Raw genomic sequence first — 23332 nt, 5'->3', positions numbered from 1 at the left:
AATCACGATTTACTGGACATTTATTATTCAAGTATAAACTTGACTATCAATTTGAATTACGTTACTATATGTTCAAATATAAATTTGAATGAGGTGTTTAATATGAACAAAGGAATTTGTGATGTTGATTTAATCCATGTTGAAGATGTAAATGATTGTAAGCAAGAATTAGAAACTAAAGATTTTAGTATTTTGTTAACTCAATTAAAACTAATTGCTGATGAAAAAAGGTTAAAAATATTAAAAAGTTTAACAATTAAAGAGGAACTTTGTGTTTGCGATTTGGCTAATATTTTAAATGCGACTATTGCTAATACATCCCATCATTTACAACAATTAAAAAAAATTGGTGCAGTTGATTCTAGAAAAGAAGGTAAATTATTGTACTACCGACTAAAAAATAGGGACCTTGTAGATATTATTGAGTTTGGAATGACCTTAAATAAAGGAGTTGAAATTCATGCCTAGTAAAGAATACAGAGTAGAGGGGCTTAGTTGTCCCGATTGTTCTGCTAAATTTGAAAAAAACGTTAAAGAACTACCTGAAGTAACAGATGCTAAAGTAAGCTTTAGTGTTGGGAAAATATCTGTCGTAGGTGACGTTTCGATTGAAGAAATTGAAAAAGCAGGAGCATTTGAAAAGCTAAGAATAATTGATGAATCAGTTGTTAAAACAAATAACGAAGATATCAAAAGGAATAAAATTATAGAGAATTGGCCATTAATTGTTTCACTTATATTAATTATAAGTGCTTTTATTTACCAGAGTTTTTATGGTGAAACAGCACCTGTAACAATTGGTTTATATGTTACAGCTATCTTGATTGGTGGTTTTAGTTTATTCAAAGAAGGCATAACAGACTTGTTGAAACTTAATTTTTCAATGCAGGCTTTGATGACAATAGCTATTATCGGAGCATCTATAATAGGTCAATGGTCTGAAGGGTCTATTGTGGTTATTCTATTCGCCGTTAGTGAAGCCTTAGAAAAATTTTCAATGGACAAAGCTAGACAATCTATTCGCTCATTAATGGATATCGCTCCTAAAGAAGCTTTGGTTATCCGTGATGGTGTTGAGGAATTAATTCACGTTAATGAGATAAAAGTAAATGATATTATGATTATTAAACCTGGGCAAAAGATTGCAATGGATGGTGTAATTGTAACTGGCCGTTCATCAGTTAACCAAGCAGCTATCACTGGTGAGTCAGTTCCAATAGAAAAAAAAGTTGATGACGAAGTTTTTGCAGGAACTTTAAACGAGGAAGGTTTATTAGAAGTTAAAGTAACCAAGTTAGTCACAGACTCAACAATTGCTAAGATTATTCATTTAGTAGAAGAAGCACAAGACGAACGTGCACCAGCACAGGCTTTTGTTGATAAGTTTGCTAAATACTACACTCCTGCCATTATGCTGATTGCACTATTAGTAGTAGTAATCCCTCCTCTATTTTTCAACGGAGATTGGAATACTTGGCTATATCAAGGATTATCTTTACTTGTTGTAGGCTGTCCATGTTCCTTAGTTATCTCAACACCTGTTTCTATCGTGTCAGCAATTAGTAATGCTGCTAAAAATGGCGTTTTGATTAAAGGCGGTATTTACTTAGAAGAAGTTGGTGGGCTTCAAGCGATAGCTTTCGACAAAACTGGTACCTTAACTGAAGGTGAGCCTGCTGTAACTGATTATATATCAGTCAATACTTCTAAAGAATCAGATAATTTTATGAAAATAGCTGCTTTAGAATCATATTCTCAACACCCCTTAGCTTCAGCCATTCTGAAAGAGTTAAGTCATAAAAAATTATCAATAGATCATATAAATATTGATAATTTCACTTCTATTACTGGAAAAGGTGTTCAAGCAGACATTGATGGTGTTACCTATTTAATAGGAAGTTCAAAACTATTCAATACAGAACTTAATCAAAGTGAAAGTCTTAAAGCTCAATATGAGCTACTCCAAAAAGAAGGTAAAACAGCTATGATTTTTGGAACTTCAACAGAAATACTTGCTATTATTGCTGTTGCTGATAAATTGAGAGAAACAAGTCAGTCCGTTATCACACAGCTACATCAAGCAGGAATTAAACATACAATTATGTTGACTGGTGATAATCAACATACAGCTCAAGCAATCGGACAAGAGGTTGGTGTAACTGATATAAAAGGTGATTTAATGCCACAAGATAAGTTAGACTACATCAAATCACTTAAAAATGACTATTTAAAAGTAGCTATGATTGGTGATGGTGTTAATGACGCTCCTGCACTCGCGGCAGCAAGTGTTGGTATTTCAATGGGTGGTACTGGAACAGATACAGCTTTAGAGACTGCAGATATCGCTTTAATGGGTGATGATTTAGAAAAATTACCATTCTTGATTCGCCTTAGTCGAAAAACATTGAGTATTATTAAACAGAACATTACGTTATCTTTAGTGTTAAAATTATTAGCTTTGCTACTTATTATTCCAGGTTGGTTAACATTATGGCTAGCTATTGTAGCAGATATGGGAGCTACTATATTCGTTACTTTAAATGGATTACGGTTAATGAAAATTAAATAGCAAAAAATAAATGGTTCTTTCTATGTAAAATAGAAAGTGCCATTTATTTATTTATACATTGCCAAATAAAACTAAAATTGACACCCAAAGTTTGCGAAAATAGAGTTTAAAGAAGACGCAAGAACCAAGGATTGTGGAAACTCTTTTTCAGCAATCCCCAAGACAAATAATTGAATCGGTGAATTAATCAAATACATCGTTAACCCAAGCAACATAATATCGATTAATCCTAAGACACGAATATTTAACAAGAGAGGAAGTAACAATAATAATCCGGCTTGAAAGACATAAATTTTTGGCATCGTGATTAACCCACGTTGTTCAGCGATTTTTCCACTAAATTGATTACTTAATAGCGACATAAATCCATACACAATAAATGCAATTGTAATCCATGACGTATTGATACGTAACTCTGTAGAGAAAATCGGACGTAAATAAGTATAGACAACATAAACACCAGCTAAACTAAACATAGTGATCAAGACACTTAATTGGATTTGACGGTGTTTAAAAATCGCAAGTTGTGCTTTCAAACGATTGGAACCAGAAGAAGGTTGACGAAAATCAGCTGGTAAACTCACTTTGATCAAAAATAAAATCATCAAGCTTAAAAAGGTAATAAAATAAAAAGCCGAACGCCAGCCAAATTGAGCACTTAACCAAGTTCCTAAAGGCACACCAAAGACCGAAGCAACACTAAATCCTGAATACAGCCACGCGATTAACCACGCCCGTTTCTCTCGAGGTGCTAAATGTGTCCCAAATGCCATCGCAACTGAAATCGCTGCACCTGAAACAATGGCCACGACAATTCGTGAACTTGCTAAGATGACATAATTGGGTGCTAAAGCTGTTGCTAAATTTCCGATGGTGAAAATGCCCATTAAGAGCAATAAGACGTTTTGTAAGCGACGAGGCCCAATTAATGTGGTAATCACAGGTGTGCTAAAGGCATAAATCAAAGCAAACATGGTCACTAAATACCCCACCGTTGACATTTCCACCGAAAACGCAGCAGATAAATCTTCCAAAATTCCAACAATAATAAATTCACTAAACCCCAAAATAAAGGCAATTGAAATGAGGATAATACTCTGAACCTTAAACTTTTGCATGAGAAACTCCTTTGTAAAAAAATTAGTCAAAAGACATCGAGCCAGTATAACAAATTTAGTTTTTAACCGTCAATGACTAAAAGTGACAAATTTTTCTGGTAAAAATGGAAACATGCAATAAAAAGAGTTATTCAATTGGAATGAGTAAGATGAATTTTTGAAAAGTGATTTTGAGAAGGAGATAATTAATAGATAATAACCAAATAATCACAGCAAATTCAAAAGAATCAGTTATTTACTCATGTTTTTGTACCTGTTTTTTTAACTGGTAGTGCCCAGAAATAACGGTGTTAAAAAAATCTTTTTCATCTTCGGAAACAATAAATTTATCCGCATACTTTAATTGAATATCAGAATTGAGTAAATTTGCTAAATCACAGTGATTTGTTTGAAGCTCAGAAGGTACATTTTTTAGACCTAATAGATAATCAGCACTCATATTGAAAATTTCTGTTAAACGAATTAATTCATCCGTAGTAAGTTTTCTAGAACCGTTCTCTATCTTACTTATTGTTGATTTACTCGTATCTAGTTTCTCTGCTAGTGTTTCTTGAGACCAGTTATGTTGTTTTCGTAAATCCATAATTTTTTTGCCAATAATATTGTCAGTCACTAAATCTCTACCTCTCTCTTTATATTTTCATGATAAGTGTAACATTGTTTCTAAAAAAGATACAAAAATGTTGATGGGATTTAATATAAAAAAACTTTGACGATAAGTAAAAATACGGACTATAACAAAAAAAAGATTTCTAAAACAGAAACATTTTATTTAATAACATATAATATATCCAAAACGTTTTTTATCATATATCCATAAAATTAATCGTATGTTACTTGCATTAAAAACCACAATTGTCAGTAAGCATTTTATTTTTATGGTAAATATTTTAATTGTTCTTTGCTAATATTAGAAAAAATTGTTCGGAAACTTTCTTAAAAAGAAACAATGTTAATAATTCTTTAAAATAACAAAATATAGTCACGAAAGCAATGGGAAAATAAAGTTTTATGAAAGAATAAAGACACTTAACCTGACCATTCTTATCGTAAAGATGCAGTCAACGAAAGTGAAGGAGGCATTTTAATGTTTGGTTTTTCAAAAGAATCTCGTTTAAAGAGAGAATTACTCTTATTTTTAGACCAACAAGAAGAGTATGTAACCAGTGAAATAATCGCATTATCTTTGCAAAAAGGTACCAGTCAAACAGTTCGGAAAGTGTTAAATGAGCTATCTTTGACTATTTCTTCTTTATACAAGCAAGAATAATTAAATTTACAAATTAGTACAAAATATGGAATTGGCCTGTTTCGTTATGGCACTAATTTCCAGAATATTTTTGAAATTATATATACAGAAGAATTGGTTTATGATGTTTTTAGACAACTTATTTTAAACCGTTTCTTTTTAACTGAAGATTTTTGTAAAACCCATCAAATCAGTGTTTCTAAGTTAAGACGACTCATTAGTCGAATTAATGCTTTTCTTAAACCATATGATTGCTTTATAAAGATAGGGAAAAAGGTGTCAATTGTAGGAAAAGAAAGTCAAATTCGTTTGCTTTTTTTATGTTTTTATATTTTGTGCATCAAAAAATTACACGTATTGAGTGGATTGAATCAGAAGAATATTTAGTTTTGAGTAGACGTCTTTGTCGCGCATTTTATCTAACACCAGAAAAAGAAAATATAGAAGTATTGGCATTGTGGTTATTTATCAACAATCAGTCTCAGTTACTAAAAAAAGAATTGGAAGAGATGTTTATTAATGCGGAATATTTAATGGAACTACCACAAAATTCAAGAAAAGACAGTTGGAAATACATATACTAAACCTATCAATGAATGTTTTTCTCATTTTGTCTAAATAAATAGCGGTTTTCTCTTGACGAATTTTTGCTTTGGAGTAGACTGTATCTATCAACAATTTAGGAGTGTGCAAAACAAAATGGCGATAGAAGAACAATTACGACAGCTTGCTGAATCACAAGTGAGTTTGGTGGCGTTACAACAGCGTTTATGCCAAAATCGTTCATTGATGAATCGTGAAATAACACAGACGTTTATTTTTGAATTACGTGATTATGCAGACAGCTTGTCGATTGTGACAGACTTTGTCGAAGGGGCAGCAACAAAAGCGATTGAACCAACAGAGATTTCTGCTTTATTAGGTGAGCAAAATCAATTAGTACGTTCATTGGTAGAAGAATTGGCGCAATTAATTGAAGAAGATGGCGAACTGTTTGGGCAAAAAGAAGGAGAACTTCGTCGTACATGGACTAGTTTGCAAGGTGTATTAGAATTAAATAGTTTGATGTTACAGGATAATTTGGAATTTCAACGCATGTTAAAAGATCAGTTGGTTGATTTAGATGAAGTCCCAGCTGTATGCAAACAAGGATTTTTCCAACGATTATTAAGTAGAAGATAATAGATAAGAGGCTGAGATACTGTTTTGTGGTTAAACAAAACGGTATCTCAGCCTTCTTTTTTAGCGTGAGCTATATTTTTTATAATCAATATTTCGTAGTTCACACCATTCTTTGGCATGACCAGTTAAAATAAGCGGCACTTTTTTTAGTTTGGCGGTTTCGGTTGTACCAGTCATCGCGTATAGGATATGCAATTCACTTTGCCATTGACGGACTAAAGCAATTGTTTCTTCTAAGCCATTTGATAATAAATGGTTTAAAATTGTACCTGCGATACCGACTGTTTGCGCACCAAAGCAGAGTGCTTTAAAGATATCGTACGCATTACGAATACCACCTGAAGCAATCAATTCAAACGGTACCGGAACATCTTTCGCTTCTAAAAGTGAAGCGACATTGGAAATGCCGAAGTTATCTAAATAGGCAAATTCACGCTGTTTGCGGCGTGCATTTTCAATTTGTGTAAAGCTTGTACCACCGCTACCCGCAACGTCAATGATGGTGACACCTACGGATAAAAGTTGTTGAATCGTTTCGCGTGTCATGCCAAAACCAACTTCTTTTACAATCACAGGGATTTCTAAGTGCGTAGCAATCTCTTCAATGGTTTGTAGCCAATTTGTGAAATCACGGTCACCTTCTGGCATAACTAGCTCTTGTGGCGCATTTAAATGGATTTGCAACGCATTTGCTTCAAACAAGTCCACTGCACGTTGCGCATTTTCTAAAGACGTCCCAGCACCAACGTTTGCTAAAAAACAACCATTTGGATGTTCTTTACGGACAATTTGATACGAATCTGCGACAGTCGGGTCTTTTAATGCGGCTGAAACGGAGCCAGTTGCCATCATTAAATCTGTTTCACGTGCTAAAATCGCGAGCTGTTGATTGTATTGTTTGGTTTTTTCGCTCCCACCAGTCATTGCGTTGATGAAAAAAGGATTGCTTAATGGCTGTTCAAAAAGCTCGGTAGCAATGGAAACATCACTTACTCGGACGCTAGGAAATGAACGATGGAGCAAAGCGACATCGTCAAAATCATTTCGTTTCGTTTTGTGAAAAGCTTTGGCTAAAGAGACGTGCTCATCTTTGCGGTTCATTTAATTCCTCCTCGATAATGATAGACATGTAAGGGTAGAGGGGTGATTTCGGCTTTTTCCCAACGACTCATTAAAGGCAAAATACCCGTTTTTTGATCGGCAATCACAATCCCACAATCACCGCCACCAGCTCCAGATGATTTAGCTGCGCCACCACATGCTTCAGCAAGATCGCACAGTTGCTTCAATGCAGGTGTTTCAATACGGACACCAGTAATGCAGGATAAATCAGCTAATAATTGTCGATTTTTACTAATCATTTGTTTAATTTTTGTGACATTGCCATCGACAAATCCATCAATTAAATCTTCGACACAAGTCTTGCTGTTTGTTAAAAATTGTTGATAAGCTTCTTGTTTTTCTGATTGGTTTTGTGTGGATTGATTCACTTGGTCAACTAAATCAGACGTAGACGCTGGACTACCTGTCCATCCGATTAACAAACGTAAATTTTTCGGCATGGCTAATGGTTTGATGGATAATTGTGGCCAGTCACTACTTAATAGATGTGACATAGACCATGTTTTTTGCTTTTCTTTTACCCAACTATGATCAAATGTTGAAAAAGCGAGCCATCCACCGTAACAACTTGCGGCAATATCCCCACACGAACCATTTCCTTGAACAGCTAAATGAGCTAATGCAGCAATTTTGAATTGCGTTAGTTGATCCATGTTTAAGTCGTAAAAGAGGTTCAATGCTTTGACAGTCGCGACTGTTACGGCACCACTTGAACCGAGACCATATTTTCTTCCATTCGAATTATCTAATTCACTGGTTACTTTTAAATCATAAAAAGCCAGCAAGGTTCCTTGTTCTAGTGCATATTTTTCAGTTAAACGAATTGCTGCTAAAATGTAGTGAAAAGGATTTTCTCGATGGTCTAACACTAATTCGCCATTGCGACGTGTCCAACGAATCGGTAATTCACTGTATTGTTGTGATTGAATACTGCCATTTTTCGTTGCACTATCAATCGTCACCGTAATAAATTGGTCTACAGCAACAATAATCGCAGGATGTCCTGGTTCAACGACCGCATATTCACCAGCAATATATAATTTTCCCGGAGCAGATACTTCAATCATTTTGCCACTTCCATTTCTAAAGATTTCAACCCTTCACCGGCATACGCACAGGTTAATTGTTCTTTGGTAAAGTCTTCTTGTAAGGCCGCTAAAATGGCGGAGACATCTTTTTTCTGACATAAGACTTTGACATTTGGACCAGCATCCATTGTAAAGTAACAAGCAAGTCCTGTTTGACGAATTTGACGGACTTTATTCATCGCTTTTAAGCTATCTGGTGACCAATAAGTAAAAGGTGGTGTTGCTGCTAAAGTAGTGGCGTGCATTTTTAACCCATTGGCTTCAGTTACTTCGCCTAATGCTTGGAAGTCTTTGGCAGCAATCGCTTGTTTCGCTGTTTGAATATCTCGGCTAACAGTTTCTAGCCAACCATCGTAAAAATCAGATGTAGCGACTGTTCGTTCCATACCATCACGACTAGAGACATCTTTTTGTTGGTCATTAATCAAAATAAAAATCATGGCCAATTCTTCTTCCCAGTCATCAGAAGGAACGACTTGCGCATAGGAGGTGTCATCTGAATGCCCTTTTTCCCATTCAACAAACCCGCCAAAGACACTACGACAAGCAGAACCAGAACCACGGCGAGCAAGTTGTGAGAGTTCTTTTTCTGATAAACCTAATTGTAAGGCATCATTACAAGCACCAGCTAAAGCAGCTAATCCACTAGCAGAAGAAGCTAAACCAGCAGCAGTAGGAACGAAATTTTGACTTTCAACTTGAGCAAAGTCGTTCACACCAGCTTTTTTACGAGCAATATCTAAGAAGCGGCTAACTTTGGCAGTCGCTTTTTCGTCTTGTAGTTGTCCATCTAATACAAAACTATCTTTGGTGTGATAGGGAGAGAAAGAGACACTTGTTTCTGTGTAAAAAGCATCTAAAGTTAAGGACAAACTATTGTTCATCGGTAAAATTAATTCTTTGTCTTTTTTTCCCCAATATTTGATTAAGGCAATATTTGTATATGCACGTGCTTTTCCATTATACATGTTGATAAACTCCTAATCCTTGAAGCCAAATATCTTTGACTCCATATGCTTTTAGTTTCGTCGCAATTATTTCGGCTTTTTCTTTGGTGTCACAAAGGACTAGAAAACACCCTCCACGACCGCCACCAGTTAGTTTGGCGCCAAGTGCACCTTCAGTTAATGCTAGTTCCATGCAAGTATCTAAGGTGTTATTGCTGACGGTTAATTGTTTTAAATAGTCTTGTGCTTTTGTCATAGCAAGTCCAAGTTTTTTGGCTTCGTTATGAACAATTGCTTCTTTGGCTGTTTTGGCTAATACCCCCAATTGATGAATAGCTAAACTGGTTTCATCGGGCGCTGTTTCAAATAAAGCTGCGACTGAACGAACAGCTGCGCGTGTTTGTCCTTTAATTCCCGTATCAGCGACTAATAAATAGGCATCAATATTTAGAGGGAAAGGCAAAAAGTCTTTGCCACGCTCAAAATAGATAGGGTTGTTGCCACTTGTTGCGGCAGCATCGATCCCACTTGGATTGCCATGCGCAATGCTTTCTGAAAAATTCACATATTCAAGCAAGGTTGCTTGTGACAAATTTTTTTCTTGCCAGTCAAAAAAAGCACGTGTCACAGCTACAGCTACAGCAGCGCTTGATCCCATTCCACGTTCAGAAGGAATAGTGCTTTGAATGGTTAAATGAAAGTTGGGCGTATGTAAATGTTGTTGTAGTTTGGTGGTTAATTGTTGGATATTTGCTAATCCTAAAGGTGCTTGGTCGAATGTTCCTTCGTGATAAGTAGAGCATAACGACACAACCTGATTTTCTTTCACAGTAGCGATAACTTGTGTCCCGCTAAAAGGAAACGCAATTGCTGGTTCGCCATAAACGACAGAATGTTCTCCCATCAAAATAATTTTTCCAGTGGCTTTTCCAATACCCTGTGCTAACATGACGTACCTCTTTCTTTTTCATAATAGAATCCTTTAGCTATTTTACTAGATTAATGCCGTCTCGTTAAGCCCTCAATGTTGATTCTAAGAAAAAATCCTAAATCTTAAGACTTTTTTTGAGAATTTTCTTACGTAAAGTTTAGCTAACTTTCGCTTGACCATACTATATATAGTGGGGTACAGTAGGTAAGTTGAAAAAATAATACTATATTTAGTGATGAGTGAGTTGGAGGAAATGAGTGTGATTGTATTAGCAGGAACGATTGGTGCCGGGAAGTCAAGTTTGACAGCATTATTGGCTAATCGTCTAGGTAGTCAAGCTTTTTATGAATCCGTTGATGACAACGAAGTGTTGCCACTGTTTTATGAAGATCCAAATAAATATGCTTTTTTATTACAAATTTATTTTTTAAATAAACGTTTTGACAGTATTAAACAAGCGTTAAAAGATGATAATAATGTATTGGATCGGTCGATTTATGAAGATTCTTTATTGTTTCATTTGAATGCGGATTTAGGTCGTGCAACGGATACTGAAGTACGCGTGTATGATGAGTTATTAGCCAATATGTTAGAAGAATTACCGTATGCTTCACATAAAAAACATCCTGATTTGTTGGTTCATATTCGTGTATCTTTCCCAACCATGTTGGAACGCATCAAAAAACGTGGTCGCGAGTTTGAACAAATTGAACACGATCCAGATTTATATGATTATTATGAAGAATTGAATCGTCGTTACGATCAATGGTTTGCTGAATATGATGCAAGTCCGAAAATTCAAATTGATGGCGATCAACTGAATTTTGTAGAAGATACGCAAGCTGCTGAAACAGTCTTGGATGTAATTGAAGCAAAATTACAAGAGATCCGTCAAGAAGTGCAGTAACCAAAAAAAGGCTGTGACATAAGTCGTTTAATAATAAAATATCCGAACAATAGAAGAATGTTCCTAAATTTGATGGCATTCATTCTAGTTTGTTCGGATATTTTTGTCTTGTTTTTACTTACGTCATAGTCCTTTTTTGAGTGTTAATGTCATCGCATTTAAGGCTACTACAATCGTACTAAGTGACATCAAAATGGCGCCGACTGCCGGACTCAATAAAAATCCAAAGGGGGCTAACACACCTGCTGCTAAGGGAATTGCCAGAATGTTATAACCAGCACCCCACCAAAGATTTTGAATCATTTTCTTACGCGTCGCTTGGGCTAAATTCAAGAAATGTAAAATATCTTCAGGATTGCTATTGGTCAATACGACATCGGCAGAATCAATGGCAACATCCGTCCCAGCACCGATAGCTACGCCAATTGTCGCACGAGCTAGACTAGGGGCATCATTAATACCATCACCAACCATCATGAGTCGTTTATCTTTTTTTGTCCAATCAGAGACAATCCGTTCTTTGTCGTCAGGCAATAAATTTGCGTAGTAAGTGGTCATGTTTAAATAGTGAGCTACATTTTTAGCTGCTTCTTCATTGTCACCAGTTAGCATGACCGGTTCAATGCCGCGTTGTTGTAATTGAGCGATGAACTGTTGGGCTTCTGGCTTGATTGTGTCTCCTAACGCGATAAACCCAATTAGCTGGTCGTCAATTATCAGAAAACTGATGGTATTGCCTTGTTCTTGATACGGTTGAAGCAAATGAGTATCGATGGTTTGTCCTATTCGTTGCAGCTCTTTTTGATTAATAATCTTAACCGTTTTACCTTCGATACTTCCAGATAATCCTACCCCAGAAATATTTTGTTCGTCTTGTGCTGTGTAAGGCGTGATTTGTTTCTCTTTTAAATAGTTCATAATTCCTGTTGCAATTGGATGGTTTGCGGACGCTTCTAATGCACCAATATATTTTAGCATCGTTTCACTAGAGTAAGTGGTATCCATCACTTCAACACCGGTCACAGCAAACGTTCCTTGGGTCAGCGTTCCTGTTTTATCTAAGAAAATCATCTCAATATCATGGGCATTTTCAAGCGCATTGCGATTTTTTAACAAAAGCCCACTTTTGGCAGCGATGGAAGTGGCGCGCGCTACTACTAAAGGAATAGCTAAACCTAAAGCATGAGGACATGCGATGATAAAAACGGTGACCATGCGTTCTAAGGCAGTCGGTAAATCGGTAAAAGAGAGCCAGATAATAAAAGCAATCAATCCTACGGTTAAGGCGACATAAAAGAGCCATTTCGCAACTTTGTCGGATAATGCTTCTAAATGCGATTTTTCAGCTTGTGCTTTGCGAACCATTTCCATTACTTTTGCCAAATAGCCCGTTTTGCCTGTGCCTGTCACTTGAATTTGAATCGTGCCATCGCCATTGACGGAACCCCCAATGACACGGTCGCCAATTGCTTTTTTAACCCCTTTGGATTCGCCAGTTACTGCAGATTCGTCAACAATTGATTGACCTTTCAAAATTACCCCATCTGTGGGCATCTTATCTCCTGCGCGAACGATTAAGATATCTTTTTCGTAAACAGCTTGTAGAGAAAGTCGTTCTTCATGACCATCAGCATGTAGCTTTGTTACTTCATCAGGCAACAGTTCAGCTAATTTTTGTAAGGCATTACTAGCATTAGAAACAGCATTCATCTCAATCCAATGCCCTAATAACATAATGACAATCAAGCTAGCCAGTTCCCAAAAGAAGTCCATCACATGTTGATGAAAAAAATGTGTCGCGACAAACGAATAAACACTGTAAAGATAAGAAACCGTAATTCCTAAAGAAATCAAAGTCATCATTGCGGGATTTTTTTGCTTGAGTTCCATTTTGGCGCCACTTAAAAAAGGTTGTCCTCCATAGAAAAAGAGAATAGTTGCTAAAATTAATACGACCCATTCTGATCCGGGAAAACTAAATTGAAACGGTAACTCCAGCCCCATCATTGGGGACAACACAATAATAGGAATTGCCAATACGAAAGAGAGCCAAAATTTTTGTTTGAAATTCCCCATATGCATGGAATGCTCCATGCCAGTCATCTGTTGATGGTTCATTTCGTGCATGTGAGAATGTTCATCGTGATGTGTATGATGCATTTCGTGATTATTGGGATTCATTGTAAGCACTCCTTTTTTTAGTTTACAATCGTAATCATTATTAAGTTTATTGTAGACTTGTCCATTTTGTCTGTCAAATAATAGCTATTTAGAAAAAAATTTCATAAAAAAGATTGGCATGAATCCATCTCATTCATGCCAATCTTTTTATTTATCGTCATCTTTATGTGAGAAATACACTTCTAATAAGTCATTGATGTAAGAGCGGTCTGTTTTAGAAAGAAAACCTTGATTATTGTAAAGAATCTTGTGCATTAGATTCTAATAAATCGTGAATATCGAAGGATGTTGTTTGTGAAGAAGTAGTGGATGAAGCAATTCCTAGTAAATAATCTGTTGAAACACCGAAAATTTCTGCCAACGATTTTAATTCGTCTGTGGTGATTTTGCGATGTCCAGATTCAATTTTGCTCATGATTGATTTGCTTAAATCCATTTTTTTAGCCAGCTGTGTTTGTGTCCAGTTCTTGCTTTCCCGTAAATCAATAATTCGTTTCGCAAGGTCATTGGTCATTATAAAAAAACACGCTCCTTTCCCAGAATAATTATGGCTTCATTTTAGCACCGTTGCGAAAAAAGCTACGAAATATTGATAAAAAAGAAACGAACTGTATTGACGTTTCTAAAATGGAAATATACAGTGAGAAAGAGAGGTGTTGAAAATGGAGGATGGAAAAGCCTATAAGATGAATTTGGAACTAATCAAAAAAGCCCGTATTGAAAAAGGGGATTCCTTACAAAAAATGGTTAATTTAATTGAAGTGTTAGATAAAACAAAATATTATCGGCGCGAGAACGGCATCATCAATTTTAAACCGGAAGAGATTCCGCTCATTGCGCATATTTTAGAGATTCCATTAGAGAAGATGTTTATTAAAGTTTCGAAAAAGGAGATTCATTGTTCAAAATAAATAAGATAGATAGTTAAAATAATAATAGATTTTTCTAACTATTAATAGAGGATATTTCTTATTATTTATAGAGGGTTAATTACAAAATGTTATTTATATAGGGATAAATGATTAAAAAAGAGAAATGTTAATCGATAGATATAATGCTACTTAATGCAGAAAGGCGTGTTTTCTAATGAATTTTAATTTAGACGCACAACAAAAAGAATTGTTTTTTAATTCGATGTTTAAAGAATTAGCAGTAATTATTTTTAATACCAATAAGGAAGTTGTTTTTTCTAATGAAAAGATGGCAGCTGCTTTAGGATACTCACAAGAGGAGATATTACATTTACATCATAAAACATTTTGTTTTGATGAGTATATTTATAGCGAAAATTATCAGAATTTTTGGGATTCTCTGCTTATATTGAAAAAAAGTTTCCAAGACAAAATTTTTAGAAAAAGGGAAAATGGTGAACAAATTATTTTAGAAAGTGTATATTTTCCTGTGTTAAATAATCAAAATAGCATTTGATATTACTAAGAAAGAGCAAATATTATCAGATACGATAAAGAAAGTTCAAGATAGTTCGGATGCTTTAACCGATATTTCCACAGATGGAAATGAAAAAATAGGTATTTTAACTGAGAATTTGAAAGACGTGGATACATTATCTTCAAATAACCAGTCAGCAACTAAAATTTTAGAAGAAGATATAAAAAAAATCTCATCTATCTTGGTTGATATTAATTCAGTAGCACAACAAACTAAGCTTTTATCTTTCAATGCTTCCTTAGAAGCTGCTCGAGTAGGGAACAAAGCTTCTGGCTTTAGTGTAGTTGCGAGTGAAATGCAAAAATTAGCAAATCAAACCAAACAATTAACGCAAGATATTCATGAAAATATTGAGTCCATTAATGAACAAACCATTAAAGTTTTGGAAAGTTCTACTTCCACAAACAATAAAATTAATGCATCGAAAGAAAATTTGGAAAGTCTGTTAGTTTCTTATAAAAAACTACTAGAGACAGCGAACAGTTTGAACGATGAAGCAACAATTTTAAAAGATGTCAATTAAGTGTTAGTCGCATCTTTTAATTGTAACTGTTCATTTGAAAGGGCTTCATAAATAACTAGCAGAGATTTTGATCCGCCACCATGTAGGGCTAAGATCTCTTTTTCAGTATAGCTAGCTAATTTTTGAAATGAATCGATTGTTGCATATAATAAGGCACTACGAGCAGGTTTTGATAAATTCGTTAAAAATTTTTCGTAGGTAGGGGTCATGAGGATTCTCCATTTTTTTTTGATTGATTTTAACATAAATGAAAATAAAAAGTGCCCGTCAGTGGGGGCTGACGGGCAAGGAGTAAAAATGAAAAAGTGTTTTAGGGTTGTTTGTTGGTATGCTTATACTATAAAGAAGAGATGTGAAAAAAGTGTGATGAAAATATTTCGTTTTAGTTAAATTACTAAAATAACAAAAAAAGTAAAAAAAAGAGCCTGCCAGTGGGTAGCTGGCAGGCAAGGAGTTAAAAATGAAAAAGTGTTAGTTAGGGTTGTTTGTTGGTATACATATACTATAAATAATAAATGTGAATTATTTGTGATAAAAGTGTTTTAAAGTTATTAAAAATCCGCGAAAAATAACTATTTTCGATCAATTAAGTACCAACTAATCCCAATGACAAAACCAATGAAAGCAGGTAAGACCCATCCCATGCCAATGGCGAACAACGGAAGATACTCTTCGCCTAAATGGATCATCCATTGGGCAAAACTCGTGTTAGCTAAAAATTTTGGACTAGCGTTTAGGCCATCGATAATTGAAGCAATTAATGTAAAATAAGTGGTCATTTGATAGACACGTGAATCATGTTTAAATAGTGGTCCGATAATTGCTAATAAAATCAGTGTCATTGCTAACGGATATAAGAACATCAAGACCGGTGTAGAAAATTCAATGATTTTTGTTAAACCAATATTTGCAAATAGACAGGCCATTAAACTGACGCTAGTAGCAAAAAAGAGATAGTTTTGTTTGGGAAACAATTCAATAAAAGTTTCTGAGAAGGCCGAAATGAGACCAATCGCTGTTTTTAAGCAAGCAATAATAACAATTAAAGCTAATACAATGCTACCAAACGTTCCTAGATAATGTTGAGCAATTTGTGCGAGCGCAATACCACCATTTTGACTTAACGCAAACGTCCCTAAACTCATGGTTCCCATGTAAGATAAAAGACTGTAGATAACGCCCATTAATACAATACTGATGGCACCCGATTTAATCGTGTCAATAGCAATGGTTGCAGGTCGAGTGATTCCACGATGACGAATGGTGGTGACAATAATAATTCCAAATGCTAAAGAGGCTAAAGCGTCAAGCGTATTGTAACCTTCTACAAAGCCTTTGAAGAATGCGTTTGATTCATAAGCTGTTTGAACCGGTGCACTATTAATCGCCCCCATTGGCTTAATAAATGCCATCAATAATAAAATTCCTAATAAAAGTAAGAACAATGGATTTAAAAATTTTCCAATATAGTCCAATAATTTTGACGGTTTACGCGCAAACCACCACGCAGTAAAGAAAAACAATAGACTGAATAAAGCTAACACCAATGTTATTTGCTTTTCAGGTATAAAAGGAGCTAGCCCGATTTCAAAAGAAGTGGTGGCTAAACGAGGAAGCGCGAAAAAGGGACCGATAACTAAATAAAGTAAAATGGTAAAAATAAAGGCATATTTCTTATTAATTTTTGATGCTAAATCAAATAATCCATTGCTTTGGGAACTCCCAATAGCAATCACACCTAAAAAAGGTAAGCCAATTCCTGTTACTAAAAATCCTAAATTTGCAGCAAAAACATTTGCCCCTGCTTCTTGTCCCATATGAACAGGAAAAATTAAGTTACCTGCTCCAAAAAATAATCCAAATAACATGGAACCAATATAAAGATAATCTTTGAATATTAATTTTTTTTCCATAACAAACTCACTTTCTAAAAATACTAAAAAATTGCTGTCCTCAAAGTAACAAACTATATCCGAAATAGCAATTCATATTATTATTTTTTCAGTAAATACTCATGAAAAGAAGAAAGTATCTTCTACATAAAAACAAGACAAAAAATTCAAGCTATCAGTAGAGAATCTGTAATAGCTTGAATTTTTCTATAATGCTTTACAATAGACGGGGTTAATCGTTTAATACACGATGTAAAAACTCCTTGGTACGTACTTCTTTTGGATGAACAAAAATATCTTCAGGAGTACCTTCTTCGGCGATAACCCCTTTATCCATGAAAATGACACGATCAGAAACTTCTTTAGCAAAGCCCATTTCATGGGTAACAATCACCATGGTTAAGCCAGTTTCTGCTAAATCTTTCATTGTTTTTAATACTTCACCAACCATTTCTGGATCGAGTGCAGAAGTAGGTTCGTCAAATAGCATCACATCAGGATTCATGGATAATGCACGTGCAATTGCGACACGTTGTTTTTGTCCACCTGATAATTGTGCTGGTTTGGCAGAAACAAAACGTTCCATGCCGACTTTTTTCAAGTTTTCTAACGCCACTTGTTTGGCTTCTTCACGATTGCGTTTTAAAACAGTTACTTGCCCTGTGACACAGTTCTCTAACACATCCATATTGTTAAATAAATTGAATGATTGGAAAACCATCCCTAAATGCGTACGGTATTTTGGTAAGCTGTAACCTTTTGCTAAAACATTTTCACCTTTATATAAAATTTTCCCGCTTGTTGGTTTTTCTAACAAGTTAATGCAACGTAATAAAGTGGATTTCCCTGATCCAGAAGAACCGATGATGGTTAAGACTTCGCCTTTATTCACGGTCGCATTGATATCTTTTAAGACTTCGTTTGAACCAAAGCTTTTCTTTAAATGGTTAATTTCAATAATTGCTGACATAATGGTTCCTCCTTATTGTTGGGTTTCTTCAGTTTCTTCTAAACGAACATACGCAGAAGGGCCGTCCATTTTCTTTTCCATTAAGCGTAAAAGACGCGTTGCTGTAATGGTTAAGACAAGATAAATTGCCCCGATAATGGTAAACGTTTGGAAGAACAATAAGTTAGTTCCGGCAGCAGCCGTTCCTTGATAGAACAAGTCACCAACACTGATTACACTTAAAACGGCAGTATCTTTAATATTAATGACTGTTTCATTACCGATTGCTGGTAAGATATTACGGACAACTTGTGGTAAAACAACTTTGGTCATTGTTTGGCGATGCGTCATACCAATAGCTTGTGCGGCTTCGAATTGACCTTTATCAACAGCGAAAATCCCCCCACGGACGATTTCAGACATGTAAGCACCAGTATTCACAGAGACGATTAATAACGCGGCAATGGTTCGATTTAAATCGATTTGGAAAGCAAGAGCTAAGCCGTAGAAGATAACCATTGCTTGTACCATCATTGGCGTACCACGGAAAACTTCAATATAAATTGTTAGAATCCAATTGATAATTTTTTGGAAGAAACGAGCAACTGGATTATCTGAATCTGGTAGTGTACGGAAAACACCGACTAATAAACCAATGAAAGTACCAGCGATAGTTGAGAAAATCGCAACGAAGACAGTAATACCGGCACCACGTAAGAATAAGCCACCGTATTGAGTAATGATATTTTTAAAGACTTGGAAAAGTCCAGCTTCTTCTTCATCTGATGCAGAAGGTTGGTTGGCTACCGCATCATCCATAATTTTATTGCGTTCTTCTTGAGGAATCGTTGCTAAAATGTCATTGACTTTGGCAATATTTTCATCGTTTTTGCGCATGCCGACAGCTACTTGGACATCTTCTGGATTCGTTTGGAAACCATCTGCTTCAGCAAACTCAAGCATTTTAAAGTTTTTGTTGACGTTGGCTGCGGTCACACCTTCTGGACGTTCGCTGACATACCCGTCAATAACACCTGAAGAAAGGGCAACACGCATTGCTGAAAAGTTTTGCTGAGCTTGTTGTTTTTGTACCCCTGGAATTTGATCAATCACGCTATAATGGAAAGTATTTAATTGTGCAGTTACTTTAGCACCTTCCAAATCGGCTAAACTTTTGGCATTTGCATAGTTGCCTTCTTTTTGAACAACTACGACTAAATGTGACTCATAATAAGGATCTGTAAAGGAAATTTCTTTTCGACGCTCTTCAGTCGGGGACATCCCAGCAACAATGGCGTCAATTTTATTGGAATTCAAGGCTGGTACAAGACCATCCCATTGAATTGCAACGACTTCTAATTTTTTGCCTAATCCGTCAGCAATTCGTTTGGCTATTTCAACGTCATACCCACCGACGTATGTATTTTTTTCTCCACTTTTCGGTACAGCACCATGTGCATCATTTGTTTGTGTCCAGTTAAATGGCGCATACGCTGCTTCCATCCCAACACGGAACGTATCGTCATTTTCATCTGCAAAATTTGTTGATGTGATTCCCAAAAATAATGTTGCGATAAATGAAAATAAGACCAATAAGGTTGCTTTCTTTTTCATAATAAATCCTCTTTTCTTTTTTACGAGCACGCCAACGAACAATAAAAAACAGCCGCACTCCATGATTGGAAAACGGCTGTTGGACGATCTTGTCAACAAACTTCTCACAAAAACATAGCGCACCTTAGCTGTTGCTAAGACAGTTCGCAAATTATTCACTTGCGACCCAACAGTTCTTTTAAGCAAAAAAAGACTGTTTCGGCGATGTTCCCTAGTTCTGTTTCTATGTGTTGCTTCACTCCACAGAGTTAATGAACCTCGCGACCTCTACCTCGTTGAAGGTATCTCGTATTCAATTTTGACTCTTGGGAAATTCTAGAAGAAAACACATGATTTGTCAACTAAAAGCTTAAGCTGCTTTTAGTTTTGGTTCACGTCCTAGAACTGCTTGAATAACTGTCAATCCAAGTAAGACAGCTAAAACTACATAAATTAAACTTGAATATTGTGTGACGCCGAAGCCCCATGTACGATAAATCACTAATGAAATTGCTTGAACAATTGCTGCAATTACGTTGAAAAATGCAAAGGCCCATAAATTTCCGTTTTCTTTACGAGATAAGTAAAAAATAGAAAACCATACACTTAAAACAGCCCAAGCAATACATACGAAAATAATCGCCCAATAAATAATAGATGCCAACATGTCTTTTTCACCTCACTTTTTTTGTATCCAATCACGTTTCATTTTAGCACGTTTTTAAAAGAGTGTCATGAAAAAATCGCAAATATTTCTCGGATTTGTGAAAAAATGTGAAAAATAAATGGTGAATAAAAATAAACTTTTTTCTGGATTTTTTTCAAAAAAAATCATTGAAATGCCCACAAATATTTTTTTACACGTATAATATGTTACGAGGTGAGAAAAATGAATCATTGTAACCGTCAGGAAGCGAAAAATCGATTAATGAACGCAACTGCAATTACCTTTTTAACAGGTGCAGGTATTTCAACACCCTCTGGTATTCCGGATTATCGTTCATTGAAGGGGATTTATCAAGGTTTAGAAGCGCCAGAATATCTGTTAAGTCGTACATGTATGCAAACTGAACCCGAGAAATTTTATACGTTTGTGATGAATTTGTATCATCCAGAAGCGAAACCCAATGTGATTCATCAAAAAATTGCTGCATTAGCTACGAATCAGAAGATACGCGTAGTGACACAAAATATTGACGGGCTCCATGAAAAAGCGGGAACCGCTCATTGTACAAATTTTCATGGAACTTTGTATGCTTGTACTTGTCGTCGTTGCAATCAAGCAGTTGCGTGGCAAGAATATATCCAATCAGACCGCCACGAATCATGCGGTGGACAAATTCGTCCGGATGTGGTGTTATATGGCGAAGGATTTCAACAAGCTGTTTTGGACGAAGCGATGCAGGCGGTTGCTCAAGCTGATTTACTCGTGATTGTCGGTACATCCTTTCAAGTACATCCATTTTGCGATTTGATTCATTATAAAAAGGCTTCGGCTGATGTTTTAGTTATCAATCAAACGGAGATTGATTTGCCCTATTCGTATCAATTATTACAAGAAGATGCGAGTCATGTATTTAAAGAACTTTAATTAATAGGAGGAACTCAGATGACGTTTCGTAGTGAAAAAGAAAAAATGATTGCTGGAGAATTATACTTTTCAGGTGATCCAGAATTAGCAGCTGATCGTAAATTTGCTCGCGAGCAAATGCGCTTAATTAATCAAGAAGTTGACCCAGAAATTCGTGGCCAATTGTTGAAAGAAACATTTGGACATGTTGCTAATCGTGCATATGTTGAACCCAATTTACGCTTTGATTATGGTTATAATATTTTTGTTGGTAAGAATTTTTATGCCAATTATGATTGCGTCATGCTGGATATTTGTCCAATTCGGATTGGAGATAATTGTATGTTCGCACCAAACGTGCAACTATATACAGCTTCTCATCCATTACATCCAGTAAAACGCAATAGTGGGCTAGAAGATGGTTCACCGATTACGATAGGCGATAACGTTTGGATTGGGGGCAGTGCTGTGATTGTTCCTGGTGTAACGTTGGGCAATAATGTGGTAGTTGGCGCAGGTAGTGTGGTGACCAAATCATTTCCAGACAATATGGTGATTGGCGGAAATCCAGCTCGTATTATCAAAGAAATCGAACTAGAACCCAACACATTGACACCTTTAGAAAAAGAACGACAAAAAATTGATCGTTTAGACAAACAAATTACCCAATTATTAGAAGACCGTATGAATGTTGTTGCTGAAATTGCACGTATTAAAAAAGAAAGCAAAACTTCTGTGTTGGATAGCTCACGTGAAGATAAGGTATTGGAGCAAGTACGTACCTACGTGGAAAAGGAAGAATATGCCGATACGATTGTGGATACGTTTAAAGATGTGATGAAACATTCACGTACGTATCAAAACCGTCACTTGGAGGAATAAAAATGGAAGGTACAAAACGACGTCAGCTTATTTTAGAGCAATTGGCACAAACGATTCAGCCGATTAGTGCGAGTCGTTTTGCAAAAGAATTTGGTGTGAGTCGTCAAATTATCGTGGGTGATATTGCTTTATTGCGAGCATCTGGCGAAGAAATTATTGCAACTGCTCGTGGCTATAAACGCGAAAAAATAAGTTGTGCGAAAGAACGTAAAATTGCTGTACAACATAGCGAAGCACAAACCCGAGCAGAACTTGAAACAATTGTTTCACTGGGAGGCGAAGTTGTGGATGTGATTGTTGCCCATGAATTATATGGGGAATTAGTCGGTCAATTGCAAATTAGTAGTATGCAAGACATCGAATTATTCATGAAAAATTATAAAAAATCACACGCACGATTACTTTCTCATTTAACAGATGGTATCCATTTGCATACAATTCGTTACAAAGATGATGAAATGTTCGAAAATATCGAGAAAGCCCTTGCTGAAAAAGGAATCTTATATCAGCAATAAAAAAATACTATCAGCCTGTTGACATTTGCTTTTGGATACTGTAAATTAATCACAACAAGCAATAAATATAACCATTCCGATGAAAAGGAAAGTAAACTTGGATGCTTTATAGAGAGACTCTGGTTGGTGAAAAGAGTTAAGTTCAAAAAAGTTGAAAATGGCCTTGGAGGAAAGAATATCGATACGTAGGTATTCTCGGAGCGTTCTACCGTTAAAAGGAACACCAATTTTTCTCAAGAGAACTGTTGGGCTGAGGGAAGGCAACTTCCGAACAAAGGTGGTAACACGATTTATTCGTCCTTTTACTAGTTAGACTAGTAAAAGGACTTTTTTTATACACTTTATACAAAGACATGGTAAGTAAAAAAGCAGATACTTTATCAGAGAGCTTCGGTAGCTGAGAAGAAGCAAGTAAACACTTTTTGAAAATGGCCATCGAGTATTCAATGTCGAGCAAATAAAACGTTGTAAGGAATTGACGGGAGCAACCGTTATATTGCGCAAGTATAGTATATGCTATACTGACAGAGGAGCTGATTTTTCAGCTTAAACTGAGGTGGTACCACGCAAAAAAGCGTCCTCAAGAAAATAAACAACGGCTTTATTTTCTTGAGGATGCTTTTTTTATACAAAAAGGCGCCCATCCAGAAATTGTGGAAAATAGG

26 protein-coding genes, 1 riboswitch and 2 other annotated features are annotated in these 23332 nt (G+C 35.8%); of the genes, 13 read left to right on the top strand and 13 right to left on the bottom strand.

Features of this window, described 5'->3' with window-relative positions:
- Positions 1-102: 102 nt before the first annotated feature.
- Positions 103-468 carry an ArsR/SmtB family transcription factor gene (locus tag PYW32_RS11985; RefSeq protein ID WP_016174046.1) on the top strand — a complete coding sequence of 122 codons (366 nt, stop codon included), beginning with the start codon at positions 103-105 and terminating at the stop codon, positions 466-468.
- Positions 461-2569 carry a heavy metal translocating P-type ATPase gene (locus tag PYW32_RS11980; RefSeq protein WP_016174047.1) on the top strand — a complete coding sequence of 703 codons (2109 nt, stop codon included), beginning with the start codon at positions 461-463 and terminating at the stop codon, positions 2567-2569. Before PYW32_RS11985 ends, PYW32_RS11980 begins: the two co-directional genes overlap by 8 nt.
- A 71-nt stretch (positions 2570-2640) precedes the next feature.
- On the opposite strand, the gene PYW32_RS11975 is transcribed toward PYW32_RS11980, so the two are convergent.
- Both PYW32_RS11975 and PYW32_RS11970 read right to left on the bottom strand, forming a co-directional pair.
- The gene (locus tag PYW32_RS11975) at positions 2641-3687 is read right to left on the bottom strand and encodes an MFS transporter (protein ID WP_016174048.1); all 1047 of its coding nucleotides are present in this window, start codon (positions 3685-3687) and stop codon (positions 2641-2643) included.
- A 235-nt stretch (positions 3688-3922) separates the two neighbouring features.
- The gene (locus tag PYW32_RS11970; RefSeq protein WP_016174049.1) at positions 3923-4300 is read right to left on the bottom strand and encodes a helix-turn-helix domain-containing protein; all 378 of its coding nucleotides are present in this window, start codon (positions 4298-4300) and stop codon (positions 3923-3925) included.
- A 474-nt stretch (positions 4301-4774) separates the two neighbouring features.
- Here PYW32_RS11970 and PYW32_RS11965 point away from each other — a divergent pair, with 474 nt between their 5' ends.
- The 4 genes from PYW32_RS11965 (at position 4775) to PYW32_RS11955 (ending at position 6118) form a co-directional block, all read left to right on the top strand.
- Positions 4775-4957 (top strand): hypothetical protein, encoded by a 183-nt coding sequence (locus PYW32_RS11965; RefSeq protein WP_016174050.1) that lies wholly within the window; start codon positions 4775-4777, stop codon positions 4955-4957.
- Between the two features lie 93 nt (positions 4958-5050).
- Positions 5051-5323, top strand: coding sequence for a helix-turn-helix domain-containing protein (locus PYW32_RS13405; protein WP_071859191.1), 273 nt, complete (start codon positions 5051-5053; stop codon positions 5321-5323).
- A 2-nt stretch (positions 5324-5325) separates the two neighbouring features.
- The gene (locus tag PYW32_RS11960) at positions 5326-5520 is read left to right on the top strand and encodes a hypothetical protein (RefSeq protein WP_249023802.1); all 195 of its coding nucleotides are present in this window, start codon (positions 5326-5328) and stop codon (positions 5518-5520) included.
- Positions 5521-5635: 115 nt separating this feature from the next.
- Entirely contained in the window at positions 5636-6118 is a 483-nt protein-coding gene (locus PYW32_RS11955; RefSeq protein WP_016174052.1) for a hypothetical protein, read from the top strand.
- A gap of 60 nt (positions 6119-6178) precedes the next feature.
- On the opposite strand, the gene fni is transcribed toward PYW32_RS11955, so the two are convergent.
- From fni to mvk, 4 genes are read right to left on the bottom strand one after another with little or no spacing between them, the layout of a single operon-like run.
- Positions 6179-7219 (bottom strand): type 2 isopentenyl-diphosphate Delta-isomerase, encoded by a 1041-nt coding sequence (gene fni / locus PYW32_RS11950; RefSeq protein WP_016174053.1) that lies wholly within the window; start codon positions 7217-7219, stop codon positions 6179-6181.
- Positions 7216-8307, bottom strand: a complete 1092-nt coding sequence (locus tag PYW32_RS11945; RefSeq protein WP_016174054.1) for a phosphomevalonate kinase — start codon at positions 8305-8307, stop codon at positions 7216-7218. The genes fni and PYW32_RS11945 overlap by 4 nt, the downstream gene beginning before the upstream one ends.
- Entirely contained in the window at positions 8304-9296 is a 993-nt protein-coding gene (mvaD, locus tag PYW32_RS11940; protein WP_016174055.1) for a diphosphomevalonate decarboxylase, read from the bottom strand. Before mvaD ends, PYW32_RS11945 begins: the two co-directional genes overlap by 4 nt.
- Complete coding sequence (gene mvk / locus PYW32_RS11935; protein WP_016174056.1) at positions 9289-10224, bottom strand: mevalonate kinase; 936 nt, start codon at positions 10222-10224, stop codon at positions 9289-9291. The genes mvaD and mvk overlap by 8 nt, the downstream gene beginning before the upstream one ends.
- Positions 10225-10459: 235 nt before the next feature.
- Here mvk and PYW32_RS11930 point away from each other — a divergent pair, with 235 nt between their 5' ends.
- Positions 10460-11113 (top strand): deoxynucleoside kinase, encoded by a 654-nt coding sequence (locus tag PYW32_RS11930; protein ID WP_211210769.1) that lies wholly within the window; start codon positions 10460-10462, stop codon positions 11111-11113.
- Between the two features lie 123 nt (positions 11114-11236).
- Here the strand turns inward: PYW32_RS11930 and PYW32_RS11925 are convergent, their stop codons facing one another.
- Both PYW32_RS11925 and PYW32_RS11920 read right to left on the bottom strand, forming a co-directional pair.
- Positions 11237-13303 carry a heavy metal translocating P-type ATPase gene (locus PYW32_RS11925; protein ID WP_420828458.1) on the bottom strand — a complete coding sequence of 689 codons (2067 nt, stop codon included), beginning with the start codon at positions 13301-13303 and terminating at the stop codon, positions 11237-11239.
- A gap of 223 nt (positions 13304-13526) precedes the next feature.
- The gene (locus tag PYW32_RS11920; RefSeq protein WP_016174059.1) at positions 13527-13808 is read right to left on the bottom strand and encodes a helix-turn-helix domain-containing protein; all 282 of its coding nucleotides are present in this window, start codon (positions 13806-13808) and stop codon (positions 13527-13529) included.
- 148 nt (positions 13809-13956) lie between these two features.
- Here PYW32_RS11920 and PYW32_RS11915 point away from each other — a divergent pair, with 148 nt between their 5' ends.
- From PYW32_RS11915 to PYW32_RS11905, 3 genes are all read left to right on the top strand, one after another.
- Positions 13957-14205, top strand: a complete 249-nt coding sequence (locus tag PYW32_RS11915) for a helix-turn-helix domain-containing protein (RefSeq protein WP_016174060.1) — start codon at positions 13957-13959, stop codon at positions 14203-14205.
- A gap of 175 nt (positions 14206-14380) precedes the next feature.
- Entirely contained in the window at positions 14381-14722 is a 342-nt protein-coding gene (locus PYW32_RS11910; RefSeq protein ID WP_016174061.1) for a PAS domain-containing protein, read from the top strand.
- A gap of 127 nt (positions 14723-14849) precedes the next feature.
- On the top strand, positions 14850-15266 hold the full coding sequence (locus PYW32_RS11905; RefSeq protein WP_016174062.1) for a methyl-accepting chemotaxis protein: 417 nt from the start codon (positions 14850-14852) through the stop codon (positions 15264-15266).
- Here PYW32_RS11905 and PYW32_RS11900 read toward each other — a convergent pair.
- The 5 genes from PYW32_RS11900 to PYW32_RS11880 form a co-directional block, all read right to left on the bottom strand.
- Positions 15263-15475: a helix-hairpin-helix domain-containing protein gene (locus tag PYW32_RS11900; protein ID WP_016174063.1), complete on the bottom strand. Its 213-nt coding sequence runs from the start codon at positions 15473-15475 to the stop codon at positions 15263-15265. The two genes, PYW32_RS11905 and PYW32_RS11900, sit on opposite strands and share 4 nt — an antisense overlap.
- 363 nt (positions 15476-15838) lie before the next feature.
- Entirely contained in the window at positions 15839-17179 is a 1341-nt protein-coding gene (gene brnQ / locus PYW32_RS11895; protein ID WP_016174064.1) for a branched-chain amino acid transport system II carrier protein, read from the bottom strand.
- Positions 17180-17390: 211 nt separating this feature from the next.
- Positions 17391-18128 carry an amino acid ABC transporter ATP-binding protein gene (locus tag PYW32_RS11890; protein ID WP_016174065.1) on the bottom strand — a complete coding sequence of 246 codons (738 nt, stop codon included), beginning with the start codon at positions 18126-18128 and terminating at the stop codon, positions 17391-17393.
- Between the two features lie 12 nt (positions 18129-18140).
- Positions 18141-19721 carry an ABC transporter permease subunit gene (locus PYW32_RS11885; protein WP_016174066.1) on the bottom strand — a complete coding sequence of 527 codons (1581 nt, stop codon included), beginning with the start codon at positions 19719-19721 and terminating at the stop codon, positions 18141-18143.
- 107 nt (positions 19722-19828) lie between these two features.
- Positions 19829-19999: riboswitch (Lysine riboswitch) on the bottom strand.
- 71 nt (positions 20000-20070) lie between these two features.
- Positions 20071-20367, bottom strand: coding sequence for a hypothetical protein (locus tag PYW32_RS11880; protein ID WP_016174067.1), 297 nt, complete (start codon positions 20365-20367; stop codon positions 20071-20073).
- A gap of 222 nt (positions 20368-20589) precedes the next feature.
- Between PYW32_RS11880 and PYW32_RS11875 the strand changes: the two genes are divergently transcribed.
- From PYW32_RS11875 to PYW32_RS11865, 3 genes are read left to right on the top strand one after another with little or no spacing between them, the layout of a single operon-like run.
- The gene (locus tag PYW32_RS11875) at positions 20590-21291 is read left to right on the top strand and encodes an NAD-dependent protein deacylase (protein ID WP_016174068.1); all 702 of its coding nucleotides are present in this window, start codon (positions 20590-20592) and stop codon (positions 21289-21291) included.
- A gap of 18 nt (positions 21292-21309) precedes the next feature.
- The gene (locus PYW32_RS11870; RefSeq protein WP_016174069.1) at positions 21310-22152 is read left to right on the top strand and encodes a chorismate mutase; all 843 of its coding nucleotides are present in this window, start codon (positions 21310-21312) and stop codon (positions 22150-22152) included.
- Positions 22153-22154: 2 nt separating this feature from the next.
- Positions 22155-22667, top strand: coding sequence for a transcription repressor NadR (locus PYW32_RS11865; RefSeq protein WP_016174070.1), 513 nt, complete (start codon positions 22155-22157; stop codon positions 22665-22667).
- 70 nt (positions 22668-22737) lie between these two features.
- Positions 22738-22972 (top strand) — a binding site (T-box leader).
- Positions 22973-23006: 34 nt separating this feature from the next.
- Positions 23007-23252, top strand: a binding site (T-box leader).
- The last annotated feature ends 80 nt before the right edge of the window (positions 23253-23332 follow it).

The sequence above is a fragment of the Enterococcus saccharolyticus subsp. saccharolyticus genome (genome assembly GCF_029023825.1).
Classification (GTDB): Bacteria; Bacillota; Bacilli; order Lactobacillales; family Enterococcaceae; genus Enterococcus_F; species Enterococcus_F saccharolyticus.
This window is presented reverse-complemented; position numbering and strand designations above follow the sequence as displayed.